We start from the raw sequence: 20,875 nt of genomic DNA, 5'->3' as shown, positions 1-20,875 counted from the left end.
CCGGTGGCGCCGCTGAGGACGATCCGGGCAGGTCTCACGCGGCCGCGCCGGAGCCCGACGGGCCTATGGTCAGAGCCGCCACGGCCTCGGGGGTGGCCAACGCCGGAAGCAGGAAGCGCCACATCCAGACCAGGCGCTGCGGAAGGTCGGCGCGTCCACTGGCGGCGTTGGAGTAGAGCTGGGTCCCGGTGTAGGCACCCACGAGCACCTTGGCGAACTCCCACAGGTCAAGGCTCGGCAGCAGTTCGCCGCGCTCCTGTGCCGCGACGAGTTGGCGGTGGAACCGGTGCGCCCATTCCACGTAGGCGGTGTCGTCGTTCGGCCCGAACTCGCCCTGCTCGACAGCGAGTCGCACACTGGCGCGGAACAGCACGTTCTTCCGCAACTCGGCGGCGATCTCGAAGGACATGTCCACCAGCCGCTGCAACCCGTCCGGCGCGTCGGGCAGGTCGACGAAGAGCTGTTGGCTGGTCATCACCGCCTGCGCCAAGGCCTCCTTGGACTTGAAGTGGAAGTACATCCCGCCCTGGGTGACACCGGCCCGGTCCATGATCTTGCTGATGCTCGCACCGCTGTAGCCGTTCTCATGGATCACCTCCGCAGCCGCGACGAGAATCGCGTGACGCGTCTTCATCGCTCGTTCCTGCTTCGGTTCTGGCATGACCCTTACCCGCCCTCACCCGACAAACAAAACGAACACCCTTTACTTACATACGGCTCCCGGACACGATCCAGGAGCTGCACTGCACCGGGGGGTGGAGCCAAGTACGTACACCGGGCAGCGGTGTCGGAGGTTTTCCTGACCGGCTGGCGCGAGACCGGGGCGATGCGCGTCGAGCGCACGTCGGCCGAGCTGGAACTGCGCGTCAGGTGCCGGGGCATCAGGTACCAGCGGTCACTGCCCGTGTCGATGTCCGTGGACGTCGCCGTGCTCAGGGACGGTGAGTACCTGGCGACGGCCGGCACCCGGTTCGGCTGCCACGCCCCGAACCCGTACCGGCGGCTGCGGGTGGGGCGCGCGGACGTCCCGACTGTGTTCGCCGGAGCACCGGCGCCGACCGAACCGCTCCCGTGCTCCGTCACGGGACGCACCCGCGGCTCGGACGTCGACTGTCAGGCGAGGGCGACCGGCAGGACGTCCGGTGAGAGCGCGCCGGCATGCGCGGAGGCGCTTGTCATCCGGCGGCGGTGGTGACGTCGGCACAGCACCTCGTAGCCGACCTCCGCGGCGGGGCCGTTCACATCACCGACGACGACCTGCTCCCCCTCCACGACCATCTCACCGCCCACAGTGCGGGCGTTGTGCGTGGCACGCGCCCCACACCAGCACATCGCCTCGACCTGAAGGGCCTCGATCCGGTCCGCCAGCTCGATCAACCGCTGCGAGCCAGGGAACAGCTTCGTGCGGAAGTCGGTGGTGATACCGAACGCGAAGACGTCCAGACGCAGGTCGTCCACGACCCGAGCCAACTGGTCGATCTGCTCCGAGGCGAGGAACTGCGCCTCATCGACGATCACGTAGTCCACCCTGCCGCCCTTCGACAACTGGCCCACCAGATAGGCGTGCAGATCCATGCCCGGCGCCGCCTCGACCGCCTCCGTCACCAAGCCCAGTCGCGAGGACAGCTTCCCTTCGCCCGCCCGGTCGTCCCGCGTGAAGATCACGCCCTGAAGCCCCCGGGCTGATCGGTTATGCCCGATCTGGAGCGCCAACGTCGACTTCCCGCAGTCCATCGTTCCGGAGAAGAACACCAGCTCGGGCATGGCGAGTCGAACACCTTTCGGTTCACGGACGAGGTGGGCCTGCGGACTTCAGGAGCGTACTTCGAGCAGCGGGACCAGTTGCTCGGCAGGGGTCATCGAACCGTGGTTGCCGACCATCGCCGACTCCTTGGGCTCCCGCTCCGAGGCGATGATCAGGACGTCGTCACGGGCGGCGGCCACCACGTCGCCGAGACGGTCGTACACGCGTCGCTCGACCTGGTGCGACGGCCCGAACCAGCCCGCCGCGATCGCCTCGTCCCGCGAGGCCACCCAGAACTGCTCCCCGAGCACCTCGCGCCAGCAGGTCAGGACGTCATTCTCGGCGCCCGGGACCGCGTAGACATGGCGGGCGCGGCCCTCGCCGCCCAGCAGGGCGACCCCGGCGCGTAGTTCCCAGTCCTCGTCGAAGTCGATGCGGTGCTGCTCGTCGAAGGGGACGTCGATCATGCCGTGGTCGGCGGTGACGTACAGCGCGGTGCGCGGCGGCAGTTGCTCGGCCAGCCGCTGGACCAGCCGGTCGACGTACATCAGCCGGCCGCGCCAGGTGTCGGAGTCGACGCCGAAGCGGTGGCCGGCACCGTCCACCTCGGCGTAGTACGTGTAGACCAGGGAGCGGTCGCCCGCGGCCAGTTGTGCGGCCGCGATGTCCATGCGCTCCTCGCCGGTCGTCCGGCCGTGGAACGTGCCGCCGCTGAGCGCGATCTTGGTCAGCGGGGTGTTCTCGAAGGTGGGGGCCGAGACCTGGGCCGCGTGCACACCCGCCCGGTCGGCCAGTTGGAAGACCGTGGGATACGGCTGCCAGGTGCCCGGCGCCGTCCACGGCTGCCAGCGCAGCTGGTTCATCAGCTCGCCGGTGGCCGGATTGCGCACGGTGTAGCCGGGCAGGCCGTGCGCGCCCGGCGGTAGCCCGGTGCCGACGGAGGCGAGGGAGGTGGCGGTGGTCGCCGGGAAGCCGGTGGTGAGCGGCCGGCCGGTGCCGCCGCGCGAGCTGCCGAGAAGCGAGGTCATGAAGGGCGCCTCGTCCGGGTGTGCCCGCAACTGCTCCCAGCCGAGCCCGTCGATCAGGAACACGCAGTTCCGGTCGGCGGGGGTCAACTCGGAGATGGTCGCGGTGGTTCCGGGTACGGCCATGCCCGCGGCCAGGGTGGGCAGCAGGTCGGCGAGGGAGCCGCTGCCGTACGCGGGGACGGGTGCGGAGTCGAGGGCGAGCGGTTCCGGGTGCTGGTCCCAGGCGGAGGCGGGATGCGCCATCAGCGGGTGACGTCCGCGGTCGCCTCGGAGATGGCCTGCGCGAAGACGAGCGCCTGGCGCACCGTCTCGGGGCCGTCCCCTGCCTCGCTCACCCGCAGGCTCAGGTCGTCCGCCGTGGAGCTTCCGGTGTAGCCGTGGTCGGCCTCGCAGTTGGGGTCGCCGCAGGCGGCGGGCTCCAGGTCGATGCGGGAGACCGCGCCCCAGCCGATGGTCAGTACAACCTCGCGGGGCACGGTGCCGGGCTGGTACTGCTCGGGGTTCGCGACCACACGGCTGACCACGACCGACGAGACCCGGCTGAGCTTCACGGACTCGGTGGAGGTGGTGGCGTACGGCGTCGGGGAGGTGCTGTCCGAGGCCTGCTCGTCGGTGTGGCTGACGATGAAGCGGTTGCCGGTGAGGACCAGCACGGTCACATGCCGCCGCACCTCGTTCTGGTCGAACGTCGTCTCCTGGTGGACCAGGTACGACCGGATGGGCTCGCCGCCCACAGCGGCCTCCACCGCCTCGGCCACGAGGGCCGGGTAGTAGCCGCTGCGCTCGATCGCCGCTCGCAGCCCCTGGGTCGTCGTACTGGTCTTGGCCATGACGTCCATCTTACGGGGGCCCACTGACTGCGAGGCACGCTCCCGGTGGTCTCAGTACGCGGGGAGTGTACGCGGGCCGAGGTCGTCCCGGGCGGGCGGTGGCGCCAGTCGTACGGAGGCTCCGAGAACGCTCAGGCCGCGCTGGGCGACGACCACCGGCTCAAGGGTGATCGCGACGACCTCGGGGTGATCGTCGACCAGCCGCGACACCCGCAGCAGCAGCTCCTCCAGTGCGGGGGTGTCGACGGGCGTCGAGCCGCGCCAGCCGAACAGGAGGGGGGCCGTCCGGATGGACCGGACCAGTGAGCCGGCCTCCCGGTCGGTGACCGGGACGAGACGGTGCGCCATGTCCCCGAGCAGCTGGGAGGCGGCGCCGGCGAGTCCGAACGACAGCACGGCGCCCGCCGCCGGGTCGATCACCGCCCTGACAACGGTGTCGACTCCCCGCGGCGCCATGCCCTGCACCACCGGCCGCAGCTCCTCCGGCTTCCCGAACATCTCGGTCAACTCGGCGTACGCACGCCGCAGTTGCTCCTCGTCGGCGAGATCCAGCCGGACGCCGCCCAGGTCGGCGCGGTGCCTGAGGTGCGGGGCGGTCGCCTTGAGGGCCACCGGGTAGCCGAGGGCGTCGGCGGCCCGGACGGCGTCGTCGGGGGTGGCGGCGCTGAGGGCCCGGTGCACCCGCACGCCGTACTTCCCGAGCAGGTCGCAGGTCTCCTCGGTGCCGAGGGTGAGCCCCTGCCCGCGCGCGAGGAGCCCGCCGATCAGGGACGCGGCCCCCTTCTCGTCGATGTCCTCGTACTCGGGCACCCTGCCGGGCTCGGCGGCGTCCCGGCGCCACTGCGCGTACCGGACCACTTCGGAGAGCGCCCGGACGGCACGTTCGGCGGCGGGGTAGGCGGGGATGAGGCGGGAGCCGGTCCGGGGGGCGGGCACCTCGCCCGTCCCCGAGGTGGCCAGTCGGTCCAGCGGACGGAACGGGTGGGAACGTACGACGGTTCCGGATGTCGCCGAACCCACCTGTGGTGCGGTGCTCGCAGCGGCCGACAACGCTTCCGCGAGGCCGCCGAGTTCCACGTGGACCACCAGCACCGGCTTGCCGGGGACCTGCTCGGCGGCGGACCTCAGGGCCTCGGCCAGCGCCGCGTCCCCGGCCGACCCCTCCCCCACCGCCGGTATCGCCGTGACCACCACCGCGTCGCACGCGTCGTCCGCCAGCGCCCGCGACAACGCCCCGTGGAAGTCGCCCGGCGACGCCGCCGTCGTCAGGTCCAGCGGCGGCAACGGCCGCAGCCCCTCGGAGAGACACGCGTCGTACGTCAGCAACCCCAGCGACTCGGAGTTCCCGAGGATCGCCACCCTGGCGCCGGTCGGCAGCGGCTGCCGCGCGAGCAGCAGTCCCGTGTCCACCAGTTCCGTGATCGTCTCCACCCGGATCACCCCGGCCTGGCGCAGCAGCGCGGACACCGTGGCGTGCGGCAGCCGCGTCGCCCGTACCGCGTGCCCCTGCGGCGCGGAACCCGCGCCCTGGACCACGACCAGGGGTTTCGCCGCCGCCGTCCGCCGCGCGAGCCGCGTGAACTTGCGCGGGTTGCCGATCGACTCCAGGTACATCAACACCACGTCGGTGTCGGGGTCGTCGTACCAGTACTGAAGGACGTCGTTGCCGGAGACGTCCGCGCGGTTGCCGGACGACACGAAGGTCGAGACGCCGCTCACCCCGGTGACCCCGCCGCCGCGCCGGTGCAAGCGGGACAGCAGAGCGATGCCGATGGCGCCGGACTGGGCGAACAGCCCGATCCGCCCCGGCCGGGGCATCTGCGGGGCGAGGGAGGCGTTCAGGCGTACGTCCGCCGAGGTGTTGATGATCCCGAACGCGTTCGGCCCGATGATCCGCATGCCGTACGCGCGCGCGTGCCGGACCAGTTCCCGCTGTCGCTCGCGCCCCTCGGGCCCGCTCTCGGCGTAACCGGCGGAGAGCACGACGAGCCCCTGCACGCCGTGCCGGCCACACTCCTCGACGGCTTCGGGGACATGCTCCGCGGGCACGGCGACGATCGCCAGGTCGACCGGCCCGTCGATGTCCCGCACCGACCGGTGCGCGGGCACCCCGTCGACCTCCTTCTGTCCCTCGGGCAGGGCCTTGTTCACGGCGTGCAGCCGGCCCCTGAACCCGGCGTCCCTGATGTTGCCGAGGACGTTGCGGCCCACCCCGCCGGGTGTTCGGCCGGTCCCGATGACGGCGACGGAGCCGGGCGTGAGCAGCCGCTGCACGGACCGTCCTTCGGCGCGCTGTTCACGCGCGTACTGCACGGCGAGCGAGCGGTCCGTCGGCTCAAGATCGAACTCCAGGCGTACGACGCCGTCCTCGAAGCTGCGCTTCTGGGTGTACCCGGCGTCCGTGAACACCTTGATCATCTTGCTGTTGGCGGGCAGCACCTCGGCGGCGAAGCGGCGGATACCGCGCTCGCGGGCGACAGCGGCGACGTGTTCGAGGAGGGCGGAGGCCACTCCGCGCCCCTGGTGGGCGTCCTGGACGAGGAAGGCGACCTCGGCCTCGTCGGCGGGGGCGGAGGCGGGCATGCCGTCAGTGCCGATGCGGTCGTAGCGTACCGTTGCGATGAACTCGCCGCCGATGGTGGCCGCGAGTCCCACCCGGTCCACAAAGTCGTGGTGCGTGAAGCGGTGGACGTCCTTGGCGGACAGACGAGGGTAGGGCGCGAAGAAGCGGTAGTACTTCGACTCGTCCGAGACCTGCTCGTAGAAGCTGACGAGGCGATCGGCGTCATCGACGGTGATGGGCCGGACGCGCGCGGTACCACCGTCGCGCAGCACCACGTCGGCCTCCCAGTGGGCGGGGTACTCATGCCGGTCCGACGAGGTCTGCATGGGCCCCAGAGTACGACTCGCGTAGGACAACGACGCGAGGCAGTCCGCGGAGGACGAATCGGACCGAGGCCGCGGTCCGACCACACGAAGGAGCGGGACGAAGGACCGCTCCGGGCATGCTTCACGTATGGGAAACTGGTCTAGACAACCCTGATACACCGAAGGGCAGCATCACATGGCTGAGCGCCGCGTCAACGTCGGCTGGGCCGAGGGTCTCCACGCCCGCCCCGCTTCCATCTTCGTCCGGGCCGCCACGGCCGCAGGTATCCCGGTGACGATCTCCAAGGCCGACGGCAACCCCGTCAACGCGGCCTCCATGCTGGCCGTCCTCGGCCTGGGCGCGCAGGGCGGCGAGGAGATCATCCTCGCCTCCGACGCCGAAGGGGCGGACGCCGCTCTCGACCGCCTCGCGAAGCTTGTCGCCGAAGGTCTCGAGGAGCTCCCCGAGACCGTCTGAGCACAAACGCCGCAGCGCGACCCCGAAGGGCTCGTCCGAATTATCGGGCGAGCCCCTTCGCATTTCCCGGTCACAGGTCGATTTCCCCGTTTACGGGCAGCGGAAATAATCCCCCTCGAATTATCTCCTCTTTGTATACGGCTGCCGTGTTAATGCCGCAGGCTCGTCATGTTTACGGGATGTTGCGAGTTCCTCACACGGTCCGGGCGATCTCCCTGCGACGGAAAGCGCAACCGGTGCGCGGCCGTGGCACGCTCGGTGTGCAGCGCCGTGACCGCTCGCGCCCGCTCGCTGTCCCCGCGCGCCACCGCGTCCACGATCGCGCCGTGCTCCGCCCAGGACTCCACCGGGTTGGCGGGCGCGTCCACCGCGTACATCCAGGCGATCTTGTGGCGCATTTGGGTCAGCATGGAGGTCATCGCCGGGCTGCCGGACGCCTGGGCGAGGGTCTCGTGGAACCAGCCCCCCAGGGAGCGCAGGTCATCGCTGGTACCCCTCCTGGCCCGCTCCTGGCCCAGCCGGACCAGTCCGCGCAGCACCTTGAGGTGGGCCTCGGTGCGCCGCTGGGCGGCCCGGGAGGCGCCGAGCGGTTCCAGCAGCACCCGCATCTCCAGGAGGTCGGTGCCCTCCTGCTCGGTGGGTTCCGCGACGCACGCGCCCGCGTGCCGCCGGGTCACCACGAAGCCCTCCGCCTCCAGCGTGCGCAGGGCCTCCCGGACGGGGACGCGCGAGACGCCGTAGCGGCGGGCGAGGAGTTCCTCGGTGAGCCGGCTGCCGCGCTCGTAGACACCCGCGACGATGTCGTCACGGATCGCCGTGCATACCGAGTGCGCCGGAATACGCATGACCGACCTCCGCTTTAATCCCCGTGAAACGTCGACGATTGACGTGTGTTCGGTGACTCTATTGCAATGAGCGGGAATTTCCGATGGCAGGCCGGAACCCATGGATATTTTTTGGACAGCCGGGCATCAGAAACGCCGAAAGCCCCGGCTCGGGGAGCCGGGGCCTCGGGTTGTCTCGCCGCCCGTCGTCAGACGTTCACGGACGCGCGCGTCAGACGTTCACGGGCGCGTGCGTCAGGCGTTCACGCCGTGCGATCGGAGGTAGGAGACCGGGTCGATGTCCGAGCCGTACTCGGCGCTCGTGCGGGCCTCGAAGTGCAGGTGGGGTCCGGTGACGTTGCCGGTCGCGCCGGAGAGGCCGATCTGCCGACCCGGGGTGACGGTCTGCCCCACCGAGACGCCGATGGACGACAGGTGGCCGTACTGGGTGTACGTGCCGTCGTTCATCTTGATGACGATCTGGTTGCCGTACGACCCGCCCCAGCCGGCCTCGACCACGGTGCCGGAGCCGACCGCGTGGACGGTGGTGCCGGTCGAGGCGTGGAAGTCGATGCCGGTGTGGCTGCCGGAGGACCACAGGGAGCCACCGCTCTTGTAGCCCGTCGAGACGTACGAGCCGGAGATCGGGGCGACATAGGTGTTGAGGCGCTTGCGCTCCTCCTCGCGGGCGACGCGCTCCTTGGCCTCGCGGGCCTTGGTGGCCTCCACGACCGCCCTCTTGCGCGCGGCCTCCTCGGCCTTCTGCTGCGCCTCGGCCTCCTCGGCGGCCTGCTTCTGGGCGACGGCCTGGGCGTCGATCTGGTCCGCGATCGAATTACCCATGGTGATGACGGGGGTGAGGCCGGTCTGCTCGACCGCGGGCTCGGCGGCGAGCGCCGGGGCGGCCAGGGTACCGATGACGCCGGTGGTGGTGAGTGCCGCGACACCCGCCGCGCGGGCGGTGCCGCGCTTCATCCGGCTGGGACGACGGTGCTTCCCGGCGGCGCACATGAACGCCATGTGGTGGCTTGTCCTTTCCTTCCTTCTCGCCTACCGGGTTAGCTGACGGGTTCGGAGCAGGAAGGTCTCCTACGGACCCCCTCGCGGTGCGCGCGGGCGTCCGATTCACCCCAGGGACTTCACATGTGGGTCCCCGGCTCCCCTGGCTCGCGCCATGCGGGGACTCGGCGATGACTGTCCGGTGCCGCGGATGCGGCGCACTGGCTGACGGACAGCCCGGATGACGCTAAGCGGGGCAACTTTCAATCCCCAAACGGATCACGGCTTTTGTAGCGCATGCCACAGGGCAGACAGGCAACCTCTCCCCCAATTCGGACATCGAGGGGCCCCAGTGACTGTGCTGTCACCGGGGCCCCGGGCACACCTGTGGCCACTTCGCGGAGGTGTGGTGACTCCGCTGTGGCTGCTCCGTGCCTTTACTCCGTGTCGCTACTCCGTGTCGCTACTCCGCGGAGACGACGGAGACTTCGCCGATGCCGAGAGCCTCTACGGGCTCCTTGATCTGCGCGGCGTCTCCGACGAGGACGGTCACCAGACGGTCCACCGGGAAGGCGCTCACGGCCGCCGCGGTGGCCTCCACGGTGCCGGTCGAGGCGAGCTGCTGGTACAGCGTCGCCTGGAAGTCGTCGGACAGGTGCTGCTCGACCTGGTCGGCCAGCGTGCCCGCGACCGCCGCCGCGGTCTCGTACTTCAGCGGCGCCACCCCGACGAGGTTCTGGACGGCGACGTCACGCTCGGCGTCGGTCAGCCCCTCGGCCGCGAGCGTGCGCAGCACCGTCCACAGGTCCTCCAGGGCGGGGCCGGTGTTCGGCGTGTCCACGGAGCCACTGATGGCGAGCATCGCGGCACCCGAGCCGTCCGGAGTCGAGCGCAGGACCTGCCCGAACGCCCGGACCCCGTAGGTGTAGCCCTTCTCCTCCCGCAGGACGCGGTCCAGACGGGAGGTGAGGGTGCCGCCCAGGCAGTACGTGCCGAGCACCTGGGCCGGCCACACGCGCGCGTGCCGGTCGGGGCCGATGCGGCCGATCAGCAGCTGCGTCTGGACGGCACCGGGGCGGTCCACGATGACGACCCGGCCGGTGTCGTCGGCGGTCACCGGCGGCACGGGACGCGGCTGGGCCGAGGAGCCGGTCCAGGAGCCGAGGGTGTCGCCGAGCAGCGCGTCGAGCTCGATGTCGGTGAGGTCGCCGACGACCACGACGGTGGCGGTGGCCGGGCGGACGTGCTTCTCGTAGAAGCCGCGTACGGCCGCCGAGTCGATGGACTCGACCGTCTCCTCGGTGCCCTGGCGGGGGCGCGACATGCGCGAGGTCGCCGGGAACAGCTCCTTGGAGAGCTCCTTGGCGGCCCGCCGGGAGGGGTTGGCCAGCTCGTGCGGGATCTCGTCGAGGCGGTTGCGGACGAGCCGCTCGATCTCGCTGTCCGCGAACGCGGGCGCCCTGAGGGCGTCCGCCAGCAGGCCCAGGGCCTTGGCCAGGCGGGAGGCGGGGACTTCGAGGGAGAGCCGTACGCCGGGATGGTCGGCGTGCGCGTCGAGGGTGGCGCCGCAGCGCTCCAGCTCGGCGGCGAACTCCTCGGCGGAGTGCTTGTCGGTGCCCTCGGAGAACGCCCGCGCCATGATGGTGGCGACGCCGTCCAGACCGGCCGGTTCGGCGTCCAGGGGCGCGTCCAGAAGCACCTCGACGGCGACGACCTGCTGGCCGGGGCGGTGGCAGCGCAGGACGGTGAGGCCGTTGTCGAGCGTCCCGCGCTCGGGGGCCGGGAACGCCCAGGGCCTGGCATCGCCCGCCTGGGGCTGGGGGTGGAACTCCATCGCGGCGAGCTCGGTCACTGGGCCGCCTCCTCGTCGTTCTCGTCGGTGGCTTCGGCGTCTTCGGCGTCTTCGGCGTCTTCGGCTTCGGTGGTGGTCGGCTCGTAGACGAGCACCGCGCGGTTGTCGGGGTGCAGGCAGGCCTTGGCGACCTCCTGGACTTCCTCCGCACTCACGTCGAGCACACGCCCGACGGCGGTGAGGGCGAGCTGCGGGTCGCCGAACAGGACGGCGTAGCGGCACAGTTCGTCGGCGCGGCCCGCGACCGTACCGAGCCGGTCCAGCCACTCGCGCTCCAACTGGGCCTGGGCGCGTTCCATTTCCTCGGCCGTGGGGCCCTCCGCGGCGAACCGGGCGAGCTCCTCGTCGATGGCGGCCTCGATGACCGGTACCTCGACGTCGCCGGAGGTCTTCACGTCCAGCCAGCCCAGGGAGGGCGCCCCGGCCAGCCGCAGCAGGCCGAAGCCGGCGGCGACCGCCGTACGGTCACGCCGTACCAGCCGGTTGTAGAGGCGGGAGGACTCGCCGCCGCCGAGGACGGTGAGCGCCAGGTCGGCCGCGTCGCTCGCGCGCGTGCCGTCGTGCGGCAGCCGGTAGGCGGCCATCAGGGCCCGGGCCGGGACCTCCTCCTCGACGACCTCGCGCAGCTGCTCGCCCATGACGTCCGGCAGCGCGCCGTCTCGCGGGGCGGGCTTGCCGTCGTGCGACGGAATGGACCCGAAGTACTTCTCGACCCAGGCGAGCGTCTGCTCCGGGTCGATGTCGCCGACCACCGACAGGACGGCGTTGTTGGGCGCGTAGTACGTGCGGAAGAACGCGCGGGCGTCCTCCAGGGTGGCGGCGTCCAGGTCGGCCATCGAGCCGATCGGGGTGTGGTGGTAGGGGTGGCCCTCCGGGTAGGCGAGCGCGGTGAGCTTCTCGAACGCCGTGCCGTAGGGGACGTTGTCGTAGCGCTGCCGTCGCTCGTTCTTGACGACGTCCCGCTGGTTCTCCATCGACTCCTCGTCGAGGGCGATCAGCAGGGAGCCCATCCGGTCGGCCTCCAGCCAGAGGGCGAGCTCCAGCTGGTGGGTCGGCATGGTCTCGAAGTAGTTGGTGCGCTCGAAGCTGGTGGTGCCGTTGAGCGAGCCGCCCGCGCCTTGGACCAGCTCGAAGTGCCCGTTGCCCTTGACCTGTCCGGAGCCCTGGAACATCAGGTGCTCGAAAAGGTGAGCCAGGCCCGTACGGCCCTTGACCTCGTGGCGCGAACCGACGTCGTACCAGAGGCACACCGCCGCGACCGGGGTCAAGTGGTCCTCGGAGAGCACCACGCGCAGCCCGTTGGCCAGGCGGTGCTCGGTCGCTTTCAGGCCCCCGGAGCCTGCCTGGGCTGTGGCCGTGTGACCCATGGGCATGTACGTCCCTTCGATCGCGGTCGCGGTCCTGGAAACCGCGGTTTTCCTGCCGGTCCTGCCACTGTATGCAAGCGCGTGAGGCCTCGGCGAAGTTCCCGGGGGGCGTACGCCGACAGCGGATCGCGTAGCCTGCGGACAGTCGTGGGGGAGGTGTCTCCCCGCACCGGGCCGAGCAGCCGACACCGGGTCCTGGTCCGCGTTGTCAGTGCCGCGGTCCACAATGGTCCGCGGCAGATGCCGTTCACGCTTCAGCAAGCGAGCGCCCAGTACGTGAGCGACCAGTAAACAGGAGGAGCCGGCAGCGATGGCCCGCCGCAGCACGAAGACCCCGCCGCCCGACGACTCGTACGAGGAGCGGATCCTCGACATCGACGTCGTGGACGAGATGAAGGGCTCCTACCTCGAGTACGCGTACTCGGTCATCTACTCCCGCGCCCTGCCGGACGCCCGGGACGGGTTGAAGCCGGTACACCGCCGCATCGTGTACCAGATGAGCGAGATGGGCCTGCGCCCCGACCGCGGCTATGTGAAGTGCGCCCGTGTCGTCGGGGAGGTCATGGGCAAGCTGCACCCGCACGGCGACGCGTCGATCTACGACGCCCTCGTGCGCATGGCCCAGCCCTTCTCGATGCGCGTCCCCCTCGTCGACGGGCACGGCAACTTCGGCTCGCTGGGCAACGACGACCCGCCGGCCGCCATGCGGTACACCGAGTGCCGGATGGCCCAGGCGGCGAGCCTGATGACGGAGTCCATCGACGAGGACACGGTCGACTTCGCCCCCAACTACGACGGCCAGGAGCGGGAACCGGGGGCGCTGCCCGCCGCGTTCCCGAACCTCCTGGTGAACGGCGCCTCGGGCATCGCGGTCGGTATGGCCACCAACATGCCGCCGCACAACCTGTCCGAGGTGATCGCGGCCGCCCGTCACCTGATCCGCCACCCGAACGCGGATCTGGACGCCCTGATGAGGCACGTCCCGGGCCCCGACCTGCCCACCGGCGGCCGCATCGTGGGCCTGACCGGCATCCGCGACGCGTACGAGACGGGCCGCGGCACCTTCAAGATCCGCGCGACGGTCGCCGTGGAGGACGTGACGGCACGTCGCAAGGGTCTCGTCGTCACCGAGCTGCCCTTCGCGGTCGGGCCGGAGAAGGTGATCGCCAAGATCAAGGACCTGGTCGGCTCGAAGAAGCTGCAGGGCATCGCGGACGTCAAGGACCTCACCGACCGCTCGCACGGTCTGCGTCTGGTCATCGAGATCAAGAACGGCTTCGTGCCCGAGGCCGTCCTGGAGCAGCTCTACAAGCTGACGCCCATGGAGGAGTCCTTCGGCGTCAACAACGTGGCCCTGGTCGACGGCCAGCCTCTCACCCTGGGCCTCAAGGAGCTCCTCGAGGTCTACCTCGACCACCGCTTCGAGGTCGTGCGCCGCCGCAGCGAGTTCCGCCGCACCAAGCGGCGCGACCGGCTGCACCTGGTCGAGGGTCTGCTCACCGCGCTGATCGACATCGACGAGGTCATCCGCCTCATCCGCTCCAGCGACAACTCCGCCCAGGCGAAGGAACGCCTGATGGAGGCGTTCTCGCTGTCGGAGATCCAGACCCAGTACATCCTCGACACGCCCCTGCGCCGCCTCACCAGGTACGACCGCATCGAGCTGGAGGCGGAGAAGGAACGGCTCAACGAGGAGATCGCGGAGCTGACCCGGATCCTGGACTCGGACGCCGAGCTGCGCAAGCTGGTCTCCGCCGAACTGGCCGCGGTGGCCAAGAAGTTCGGCACCGAGCGACGTACGGTCCTGCTGTCGTCGGCCGGCAACCCGACGACCGCCGTGCCGCTCCAGGTGGCCGACGACCCGTGCCGGGTGCTGCTGTCCTCGACGGGACTGCTGGCCCGTACGGCGAACGGCGAGCCGTTCCCGGCGGACGAGGACGCCCGACGAGCCAAGCACGACGTGATCGTCTCGGCGGTGCCGGCCACCGCGCGCGGCGAGATCGGCGTGGTGACGTCCACCGGGCGCCTGCTGCGGGTGAACGTGGTCGACCTGCCCCAGCTCCCGGACACCGCGGCGGCGCCGAACCTCTCCGGCGGCGCCCCGATGTCGGAGTTCGTCTCCCTGGAGGGGGACGAGACGGTGATCTGTCTGAGCACACTCGACGAGTCGTCCCCCGGTCTGGCGATCGGCACCGAACAGGGCGTCGTCAAGCGGGTGGTCCCGGATTATCCGACCAACAGGGGGGAGCTGGAGGTCATCACCCTCAGGGAGGGCGACCGGATCGTCGGCGCGATCGAGCTGCGCACCGGTGAGGAGGACCTGGTCTTCATCACGGACGACGCCCAGCTGCTGCGTTTCCAGGCCGCGCATGTCCGCCCGCAGGGCCGTCCGGCGGGCGGTATGACCGGCATCAAGCTCGTGGAGGGCGCGAAGGTCATCTCCTTCACGGCCGTCGACCCGGCCATCGACGCGGTCGTCTTCACGGTCGCCGGCTCGCGCGGCACGCTCGACGACTCCGTGCAGACGACGGCCAAGCTGACCCCGTTCGATCAGTACCCGCGCAAGGGCCGGGCCACCAGCGGTGTCCGCTGCCAGCGGTTCCTCAAGGGCGAGGACTGTCTGTCCCTGGCCTGGGCGGGCGCCAGTCCGGCCAAGGCAGCCCAGAAGAACGGCACCCCGGCTGACCTCCCGGAGATGGACCCGCGCCGGGACGGTTCGGGCGTGTCCCTGGGGAAGACGGTGGCGGTCGTGGCGGGACCGGTCTAGGCCTCCTGGAAGGTTTCCTCCTCCGGATCGGCCACGTAGCGCAGAACGCCCCACATGCCGTGCTCATCGGCGTGTGGGGCGTCGCTCTTGCACGCCTCCAGCTCCTTGCCGAGGGCGGCCGCGTCGATGTCGGAGCCGATGAGGACGAGCTGGGTGAGGCGGGCGTCTGCGGCGGCCCAGGGCTCCGGGTAGAACCGGAGGAACCGCCCGACGGCGTGCAGGGAGTAGCGGTTGCGGAAGTCGTACGGCCCGAAGTCGACGTACCCCTTGATCCGGTACAGCCCCTCGGGCCGGCTGTCGAGGAACTGCATCAAGCGGCGCGGGTCGAGGGGGACTTCGGAGCCGAAGGACACGCTGTCGTAGCCGGAGTGCAGGTGGGAGCCGTGATCGTGGCCCTCGGTGCGATCGTGCAGATCATCGAAGGACAGCTGCCCTACGCGTTCCTCGCTCGGCCGGCAGTCGAAGAGGAACTCGGGGTCGACACGGCCGTGGGCGGCGGGCACGACGGCGGCACGGTCGACGAGGGACCGGACCAGCCCGAGGACGCGCTCACCGTCGTCGGCCCGGTCGAGCTTGTTGACGACGACCAGGTCGGCGAGGGCGAGATGCCGGTCGATCTCGGGATGTCTGGCGCGGGTGTCGTCGAACTCGGCGGCGTCGACGACCTCGACGAGACCCCCGTACACGATCCCGGGATGTTCGCTGGCGAGCACCATGCGTACCAGCTCCTGGGGCTCGGCGAGCCCGCTGGCCTCGATCACGATGACGTCGACACCGGCGGCGGGCCGGGCGAGCCGCTCCAGGTAGACGTCGAGTTCACTGGCGTCGACGGCACAGCACAGGCAGCCGTTGCCGAGGGAGACGGTGGAGTCGCCGAGGGCGCCCGCCACGGCCATCGCGTCGATCTCGATGGCGCCGAAGTCGTTGACGAGGGCGCCGATCCGGCTGCCGCCACTGTGGTGGAGGAGGTGGTTGAGGAGGGTGGTCTTGCCGGAGCCGAGGAATCCGGCAAGGACGACAACCGGGATCTGCTGCGGGGTCCGACTCAACGCGCTACCTCTCTCACGCCACCGCGTGCGCCGGATTGTCCCCCTGCGCACGTACGAGGATTGAATGCCCACCCAGGATACGAGCCGGAAGAATGACCGCTGAGTGAACGATTCTCAGCAGTGCTCGCGGGGCAGACGTTGGGCAAGGCGCCGGTTCGTGCGACCCTCCCATCCCTCCGTGCGCCCCTCTCCGCCTCCCCCGCCGATCAGAGCCGCTCGGCACCCTGGGAGACGGCAAGCGCCGCCCACCGCTCGCCGGTCCCCTTCAGTCGACCCGCACCCCGACGACCGGCGGACGGCCGCCTGATTCGGGGGTTGACATGGCCACACGGAAGTCCTCTGCGGGGAGGCTGGGTTCCGCCGCGCTCACTCTCCTGGCTGCCGCCGCCACCGTGACGGTGGCAGCGCGTCAATGGAGGCTGGAGAAGTCGCGTCTGCACGAGCGGCAGCTGGAACTCGAGGAGCTGGCGATTCGACGCAAGGCTCTGGCGCATCAGCAGCGTATGCAATGGGAGTTGCTGGTCCGAGCGATGGACGACCCCTCCCTCGCGGCAGTGATCGACACGTACGACAAGAGCATCCCGGTGGAGAGGCGCCGTCAGTTCTTCTACGCCAACGCCTGGTATGTCCACCTCTACCACCTCTACCGGGCGGGAAGTCTGGACCGGGAGGAGCTGTACCGGCATCTGCGGGAGTTCTTCCAGAGTCCCGTGTTCCGGGAGTACTGGGAGGCATCGAGGCACATGCGGGCCACCCTGAACGAGTCGTCCGTGGAAGCCCAGTTGGGGCACATGGTCGACGGTCTGGTCAGGGACCTCGACGAAGCCGACACCGACGACTGGTGGGTCGTCGGCGACCCACCGACCGACTGACCCGGCCGACCTACTGACCCGGCCGACCTACTGCCGCTGGCGACCGGCCGGCTCGGCCGATCGAGTGACCCGCCGTCCGACACCGTCGAGCCGGTCAACACGAACACCGCGCAGACACGCCTGAGTGACTTTTGGCCATCCAGCCACAAGGGCCTCAGGAACACCGCTAGCGTGCTCACCACTACTATGCCCAGGCTTTCTGTTCGTAAGGACCGGTACCTTTGAAGATCGTGCGCCGCATCGGTGTGCCCCCAAGCGCCCGAGGCAGTAACTCAGGAGCTACCTGCCCGGACGTGTTCGAGCTGAGCGACGGCAACTTCGCCGTCATCGGCACCGAGGCCACCGACGCGCTTGAGCGCGAACTCCCCGCCGACGCCGCCCGCGCCGACTACGAGCGCATCGTCATCGTCAGCCGGGAGACCCTGATTCGCGCCAAGGCGGACATCCCCGACGCCTGACTCCAGCGAGCACGTGTCCACCCCAGACTCGTCCCGTACGACTTCCCCGGCCGCGCAGAACCGCTGAGCGACCCGGCAACCACCCGGCGAGCAGCTCGTCACCCCGTCCCTGCTCGATCACCACCGATGAGGCCTGGCGCCAGAACGGCACCAGGCCACACGCGTGTCAGGCGGCTCGCGGCACCTCGACCGGCGCCCCCGGCCCCACATACCGTGCCACCGGCCTGATGATCTTCGAGTCGGCCGCCTGTTCCAGGATGTTGGCGCTCCAGCCCACCACGCGCCCCGCCGCGAAGGTGGGGGTGAACATCTCGCGCGGCAGACCGCACAGCTCCATGACCACGCCGGCGTAGAACTCGACATTGGTGTGGAGTTCCCGGCCGGGCTTCAGTTCGGCGAGGATCCGCTCGACATGGCGCTCGACCTCGACGGCGAAGTCGACGCGCGGACCTCCGAACCGCAGAGCGATCTCACGGAGCATCCGGGAACGGGGGTCCTCCGTGCGGTAGATCGCGTGACCGAAGCCCATGATGCGCTCGCCGGCCAGGACACGCTCGCGGATCCAGGAGTCGACGCGGTCCGGTGTACCGATCGCGTCGAGCGTGTCCAGCGCACGGCTGGGAGCACCGCCGTGCAACGGTCCGGACAACGCCCCCACCGCTCCCACGAGACACGCCGACACATCTGCTCCCGTCGACGCGATGACCCGCGCCGTGAACGTTGATGCATTGAATCCGTGGTCAATGGTTGAGATCAAGTATTGCTCGACCGCTCGGGCACGCTGCGGCTCCGGCTCCGAACCCGTCACCATGTAGAGGTAGTTGGCCGCGTACGAGAGATCCTCGCGCGGCTCCACGGGGTCCAGCCCTCGGCCCAGTCGATGCAGTGCGGCAAGCAGCGTCGGTACGGCCGCGGTCGCGACGAGGGTGTCCGCGCGGCGCTGGTCCGCGTCCAGGTCGTACACCGGACCGAAGCCCTTCGCCGCACCGAGCAGCGACAGCGCGGTGCGCATCCCGGCGAGCGGTCCGGCGCCCCTGCCCGCCGCGGCGACGGCGGGCAGGGCGGCCCACACCTCGGCGGGCAGCCGGCGCAGCGCGGCGGTCTCGACGGTGAAGGCGGCTGAACGAGCGGCGTCCGGCAGTTCACCGTGGACCAGGAGGTGCCAGACGTCCTCGAACCCACGGGTCCGCGCGAGGTCGACCGCGGAGTACTGGCGGTAGTGATAAAAGCCCTCGACCCCCCGGACGTCCCCGATCTCGGTATCGGTGACGACGACTCCCGCGAGCCCGCGCGGTACCTCGACGAGAGTGCCTGCTGACCTGTTGACGGACATGATTCCTCCCTGGACTTGATTTGACTGTCCATGATTGACTGAACGCGTGTCAATATTGATTAGATCAACATATGCGAATCAACATACCTGGCTGCGGATACGGTGATGTCTTATGCGCGATCACGAACCCCACCCCGGCCCCGTCGGACACCGGCTGAGCACCAAAGAGGCCGCCGAGCTGCTGGGCGTGAAGCCCGAGACCGTGTACGCGTACGTCAGCCGTGGGCAGCTCAGCAGCAGACGTGTGCCCGGCGGCCGGGGCAGCACCTTCGACGCCAAGGAGGTGGAGGCGCTCGCCCGGCGCAACCGACGGGAGAGCAGCGGGACTTCGGGCTCCGGGGGCGAGCTGTCCGTGCGCACCCGCCTCACGCTCATCGACACCGACCGCTACTACTTCCGCGGCGTGGACGCGACCGAGCTGGCCGCGCGCCACTCCTACGAAGAGGTCGCCGAGTGGCTGTGGACCGGGCAGTTGCGCCCCGGCGCCACCTTCACGGCGCCTGAGGCCGCCGTCGCCGCCGCCCGCCGCGCGGTCGACGCGCTGCCCGAACACACCGCGCCGGCCGACCGGTTGCGGGTCGCGGCCATCGCCGCCGCGGCCTCGGACCCATTGCGCTTCGACCTGTCCGAAGAAGCCGTGCTCGGTACGGCGCGCAGCCTGATCCCGACCCTGGTCGCCGCCCTGCCCCTCGCCCGGCACGACCACCGAGACAGCGGCCCGCTGGCCCAGCGGCTGTGGGCCCGTCTCAGCGTACGGACGGCCGACAAGGCGTCCCTGCGTGCGCTGGACAGGGCACTCGCCCTGCTCGTCGACCACGACCTCGCCGCCTCCACCCTCGCCGTGCGCGTCGCGGCCTCGGCCCGCGCGCACGCCTACGCCGCCGTCTCCGCCGGGCTCGGCGTGATCGAAGGGCCACTGCACGGCGCGGCCGGGGGACTCGCCCACAAGCTGCTGCTCGAGGTACTCGACCAGGGCGACGCCGCCCCCGTGATCGCGGACGAGCTGCGGGCCGGCCGGCGCATTCCCGGGCTCGGCCATCGCCTCTACTCCGGCGAGGATCCCCGCGCGCGTGCCCTGTTCGATCTCCTCGAGGACATTCCCAGAGCCGAACCGGCCCTCGCCGCGGCCCGCGACATCGTGGCCACCACGGCTCGTCACGCTCCACTGCACGCCAATGTCGACCTGGCCCTGGGCGTGCTCACCGCTTCCTCCGGCATGCCCGCCACGGCCAGCGAGACGATCTTCGCAGTGGCCCGTACGGCGGGCTGGATCGCCCACGCTCTGGAGGAGTACGGGGAACGCCCGCTGCGTATGCGCCCAAGTGGCCACTATGTGGGCCCACGGCCCCCGCAACCCCTGCCCGAGTAGGAGACACGCCACCCGGAAGTCACTCCGCAGCAAGTCAGGTTAGGCTCACCTCTGTGAGTACGTGCTCAACCGTCTCCCGAAACCTGGCCGAGCCGATTTCCGGAACAGCGGCCACGGCGACGACCTGGCTGCTCCTGGAGCAGGCCGGCCCCTGGGGTGCCAAGGCGCTCACTTCGAGCCACCTGGATCCCGCGCTGGGCCGTGCCCTGGAGGCGGCCGCGAAGGGCACTGGCGTACGCGTCGCGCTCATTCGCCGCCCCGGACGACACGCCGACAGCGGCACGCCGGCCTCACGCCAGGTGTACGCGGCCCACACCGTGCCCGGCTCGGTGTGGCTGCGCTCCGCCACGACCCGCGACCCGCGTCAACTGCTCGACATCGACTTCGCCGCGCTCGGCCGCGGGGAGCACGGCACCTTCGACTCCGCGCTCGACGGGCGGCCCCACACCGGCGATCCGCTCGCGCTCGTGTGCACCAACGGCAAGCGTGACCGCTGCTGCGCGCTTCTCGGCCGGCCCCTCGCGGCCGAGCTGGCCGCCTCCGACGTCGAGGGAGTCTGGGAGGTCACACATCTGGGTGGTCATCGGTTCTCCCCGACGCTGCTCGTCCTGCCGTACGGCTACGCCTACGGCAGGGCCGAGGCCCACGCCGTCAAGGAGGTCCTGCACAACGCGCGGGAGGGGCGGATCGTGGTGGAGGGGTGTCGGGGGAACTCGGCCTGGGAGCGCCCCGGCCAGGCGGCCGAGCTGGCCGTGCGCACGACCGCGGGCGAGTACGCGGCTCAGACGCTGGCCGTGATCCGCACGGAGGGGGCCGCGCCCCGCTGGGAGGTGACCGTCGCCCACACCGACGGACGCCGATGGCGCGTCGTCGTCGCCCAGGGCACGTCACTGCCGGCCCGCCCGGAGAGCTGCGGAGCGTCGGTGCTCGGCTCACCCGCGCGGATGGCCGTGGTGGAGATCCGCGACGTGACGACCACGAGGGCGCTCGCGAGCTGACCGGCGTCGGCGCTTGTGAGCCGTCGGCCCCGGCGCTCC

General features: G+C 70.6%; 17 protein-coding genes and 1 riboswitch. Of the genes, 6 read left to right on the top strand and 11 right to left on the bottom strand.

Annotated features, from left to right (window positions below; translation table 11 throughout):
- Positions 1-34: 34 nt before the first annotated feature.
- From AB0H86_RS30705 to AB0H86_RS30685, 5 genes are all read right to left on the bottom strand, one after another.
- A complete protein-coding gene (locus AB0H86_RS30705; RefSeq protein WP_362445911.1) occupies positions 35-634 on the bottom strand; it encodes a ScbR family autoregulator-binding transcription factor in 600 nt (199 codons plus the stop codon).
- A gap of 479 nt (positions 635-1,113) precedes the next feature.
- Entirely contained in the window at positions 1,114-1,764 is a 651-nt protein-coding gene (locus tag AB0H86_RS30700) for a thymidine kinase (protein WP_362445908.1), read from the bottom strand.
- A 48-nt stretch (positions 1,765-1,812) separates the two neighbouring features.
- Positions 1,813-3,015 carry a nucleotide pyrophosphatase/phosphodiesterase family protein gene (locus AB0H86_RS30695; protein WP_362445905.1) on the bottom strand — a complete coding sequence of 401 codons (1,203 nt, stop codon included), beginning with the start codon at positions 3,013-3,015 and terminating at the stop codon, positions 1,813-1,815.
- The gene (locus AB0H86_RS30690; protein WP_362446145.1) at positions 3,015-3,611 is read right to left on the bottom strand and encodes a DUF5998 family protein; all 597 of its coding nucleotides are present in this window, start codon (positions 3,609-3,611) and stop codon (positions 3,015-3,017) included. Before AB0H86_RS30690 ends, AB0H86_RS30695 begins: the two co-directional genes overlap by 1 nt.
- A 42-nt stretch (positions 3,612-3,653) precedes the next feature.
- Positions 3,654-6,491, bottom strand: a complete 2,838-nt coding sequence (locus tag AB0H86_RS30685) for a GNAT family N-acetyltransferase (protein WP_362445902.1) — start codon at positions 6,489-6,491, stop codon at positions 3,654-3,656.
- A 175-nt stretch (positions 6,492-6,666) separates the two neighbouring features.
- Here AB0H86_RS30685 and AB0H86_RS30680 point away from each other — a divergent pair, with 175 nt between their 5' ends.
- On the top strand, positions 6,667-6,948 hold the full coding sequence (locus AB0H86_RS30680) for an HPr family phosphocarrier protein (RefSeq protein WP_362445900.1): 282 nt from the start codon (positions 6,667-6,669) through the stop codon (positions 6,946-6,948).
- A gap of 149 nt (positions 6,949-7,097) precedes the next feature.
- Here AB0H86_RS30680 and AB0H86_RS30675 read toward each other — a convergent pair whose 3' ends face one another.
- The 4 genes from AB0H86_RS30675 to AB0H86_RS30660 all read right to left on the bottom strand — a co-directional run bounded on the left by AB0H86_RS30675 (position 7,098) and on the right by AB0H86_RS30660 (position 11,990).
- The gene (locus AB0H86_RS30675; protein ID WP_362445897.1) at positions 7,098-7,793 is read right to left on the bottom strand and encodes a GntR family transcriptional regulator; all 696 of its coding nucleotides are present in this window, start codon (positions 7,791-7,793) and stop codon (positions 7,098-7,100) included.
- A 234-nt stretch (positions 7,794-8,027) separates the two neighbouring features.
- On the bottom strand, positions 8,028-8,792 hold the full coding sequence (locus AB0H86_RS30670) for a M23 family metallopeptidase (RefSeq protein WP_362445894.1): 765 nt from the start codon (positions 8,790-8,792) through the stop codon (positions 8,028-8,030).
- A gap of 13 nt (positions 8,793-8,805) precedes the next feature.
- Positions 8,806-8,972, bottom strand: a riboswitch (cyclic di-AMP (ydaO/yuaA leader).
- A gap of 262 nt (positions 8,973-9,234) precedes the next feature.
- Positions 9,235-10,623: a pitrilysin family protein gene (locus AB0H86_RS30665; RefSeq protein WP_362445891.1), complete on the bottom strand. Its 1,389-nt coding sequence runs from the start codon at positions 10,621-10,623 to the stop codon at positions 9,235-9,237.
- Positions 10,620-11,990, bottom strand: coding sequence for a pitrilysin family protein (locus tag AB0H86_RS30660; RefSeq protein ID WP_362446142.1), 1,371 nt, complete (start codon positions 11,988-11,990; stop codon positions 10,620-10,622). The genes AB0H86_RS30665 and AB0H86_RS30660 overlap by 4 nt, the downstream gene beginning before the upstream one ends.
- Positions 11,991-12,300: 310 nt before the next feature.
- On the opposite strand from AB0H86_RS30660, the gene AB0H86_RS30655 reads away from it, so the two are divergent.
- Complete coding sequence (locus tag AB0H86_RS30655) at positions 12,301-14,757, top strand: DNA topoisomerase IV subunit A (RefSeq protein ID WP_362445888.1); 2,457 nt, start codon at positions 12,301-12,303, stop codon at positions 14,755-14,757.
- On the opposite strand, the gene AB0H86_RS30650 is transcribed toward AB0H86_RS30655, so the two are convergent.
- A complete protein-coding gene (locus AB0H86_RS30650; RefSeq protein ID WP_362445885.1) occupies positions 14,754-15,806 on the bottom strand; it encodes a GTP-binding protein in 1,053 nt (350 codons plus the stop codon). The two genes, AB0H86_RS30655 and AB0H86_RS30650, sit on opposite strands and share 4 nt — an antisense overlap.
- A 320-nt stretch (positions 15,807-16,126) precedes the next feature.
- Between AB0H86_RS30650 and AB0H86_RS30645 the strand changes: the two genes are divergently transcribed.
- The gene (locus tag AB0H86_RS30645) at positions 16,127-16,678 is read left to right on the top strand and encodes a DUF6082 family protein (protein WP_362445882.1); all 552 of its coding nucleotides are present in this window, start codon (positions 16,127-16,129) and stop codon (positions 16,676-16,678) included.
- 221 nt (positions 16,679-16,899) lie between these two features.
- Positions 16,900-17,136, top strand: coding sequence for a hypothetical protein (locus AB0H86_RS30640; RefSeq protein ID WP_362445879.1), 237 nt, complete (start codon positions 16,900-16,902; stop codon positions 17,134-17,136).
- A gap of 166 nt (positions 17,137-17,302) precedes the next feature.
- Here AB0H86_RS30640 and AB0H86_RS30635 read toward each other — a convergent pair whose 3' ends face one another.
- Entirely contained in the window at positions 17,303-18,469 is a 1,167-nt protein-coding gene (locus AB0H86_RS30635; RefSeq protein WP_362445876.1) for a citrate synthase/methylcitrate synthase, read from the bottom strand.
- 112 nt (positions 18,470-18,581) lie between these two features.
- Between AB0H86_RS30635 and AB0H86_RS30630 the strand changes: the two genes are divergently transcribed.
- Both AB0H86_RS30630 and AB0H86_RS30625 read left to right on the top strand, forming a co-directional pair.
- Positions 18,582-19,838: a citrate synthase gene (locus tag AB0H86_RS30630; protein ID WP_362445873.1), complete on the top strand. Its 1,257-nt coding sequence runs from the start codon at positions 18,582-18,584 to the stop codon at positions 19,836-19,838.
- Between the two features lie 53 nt (positions 19,839-19,891).
- Positions 19,892-20,836, top strand: coding sequence for a sucrase ferredoxin (locus AB0H86_RS30625; protein WP_362445870.1), 945 nt, complete (start codon positions 19,892-19,894; stop codon positions 20,834-20,836).
- Positions 20,837-20,875 lie beyond the last annotated feature (39 nt).

Source organism: Streptomyces sp. NPDC050997 (genome assembly GCF_040660135.1).
In the GTDB taxonomy this organism is placed as follows: Bacteria; Actinomycetota; Actinomycetes; order Streptomycetales; family Streptomycetaceae; genus Streptomyces.
Note: the sequence above shows the minus strand (reverse complement) of the source record. Positions and strands in the feature narration are given on the sequence as shown.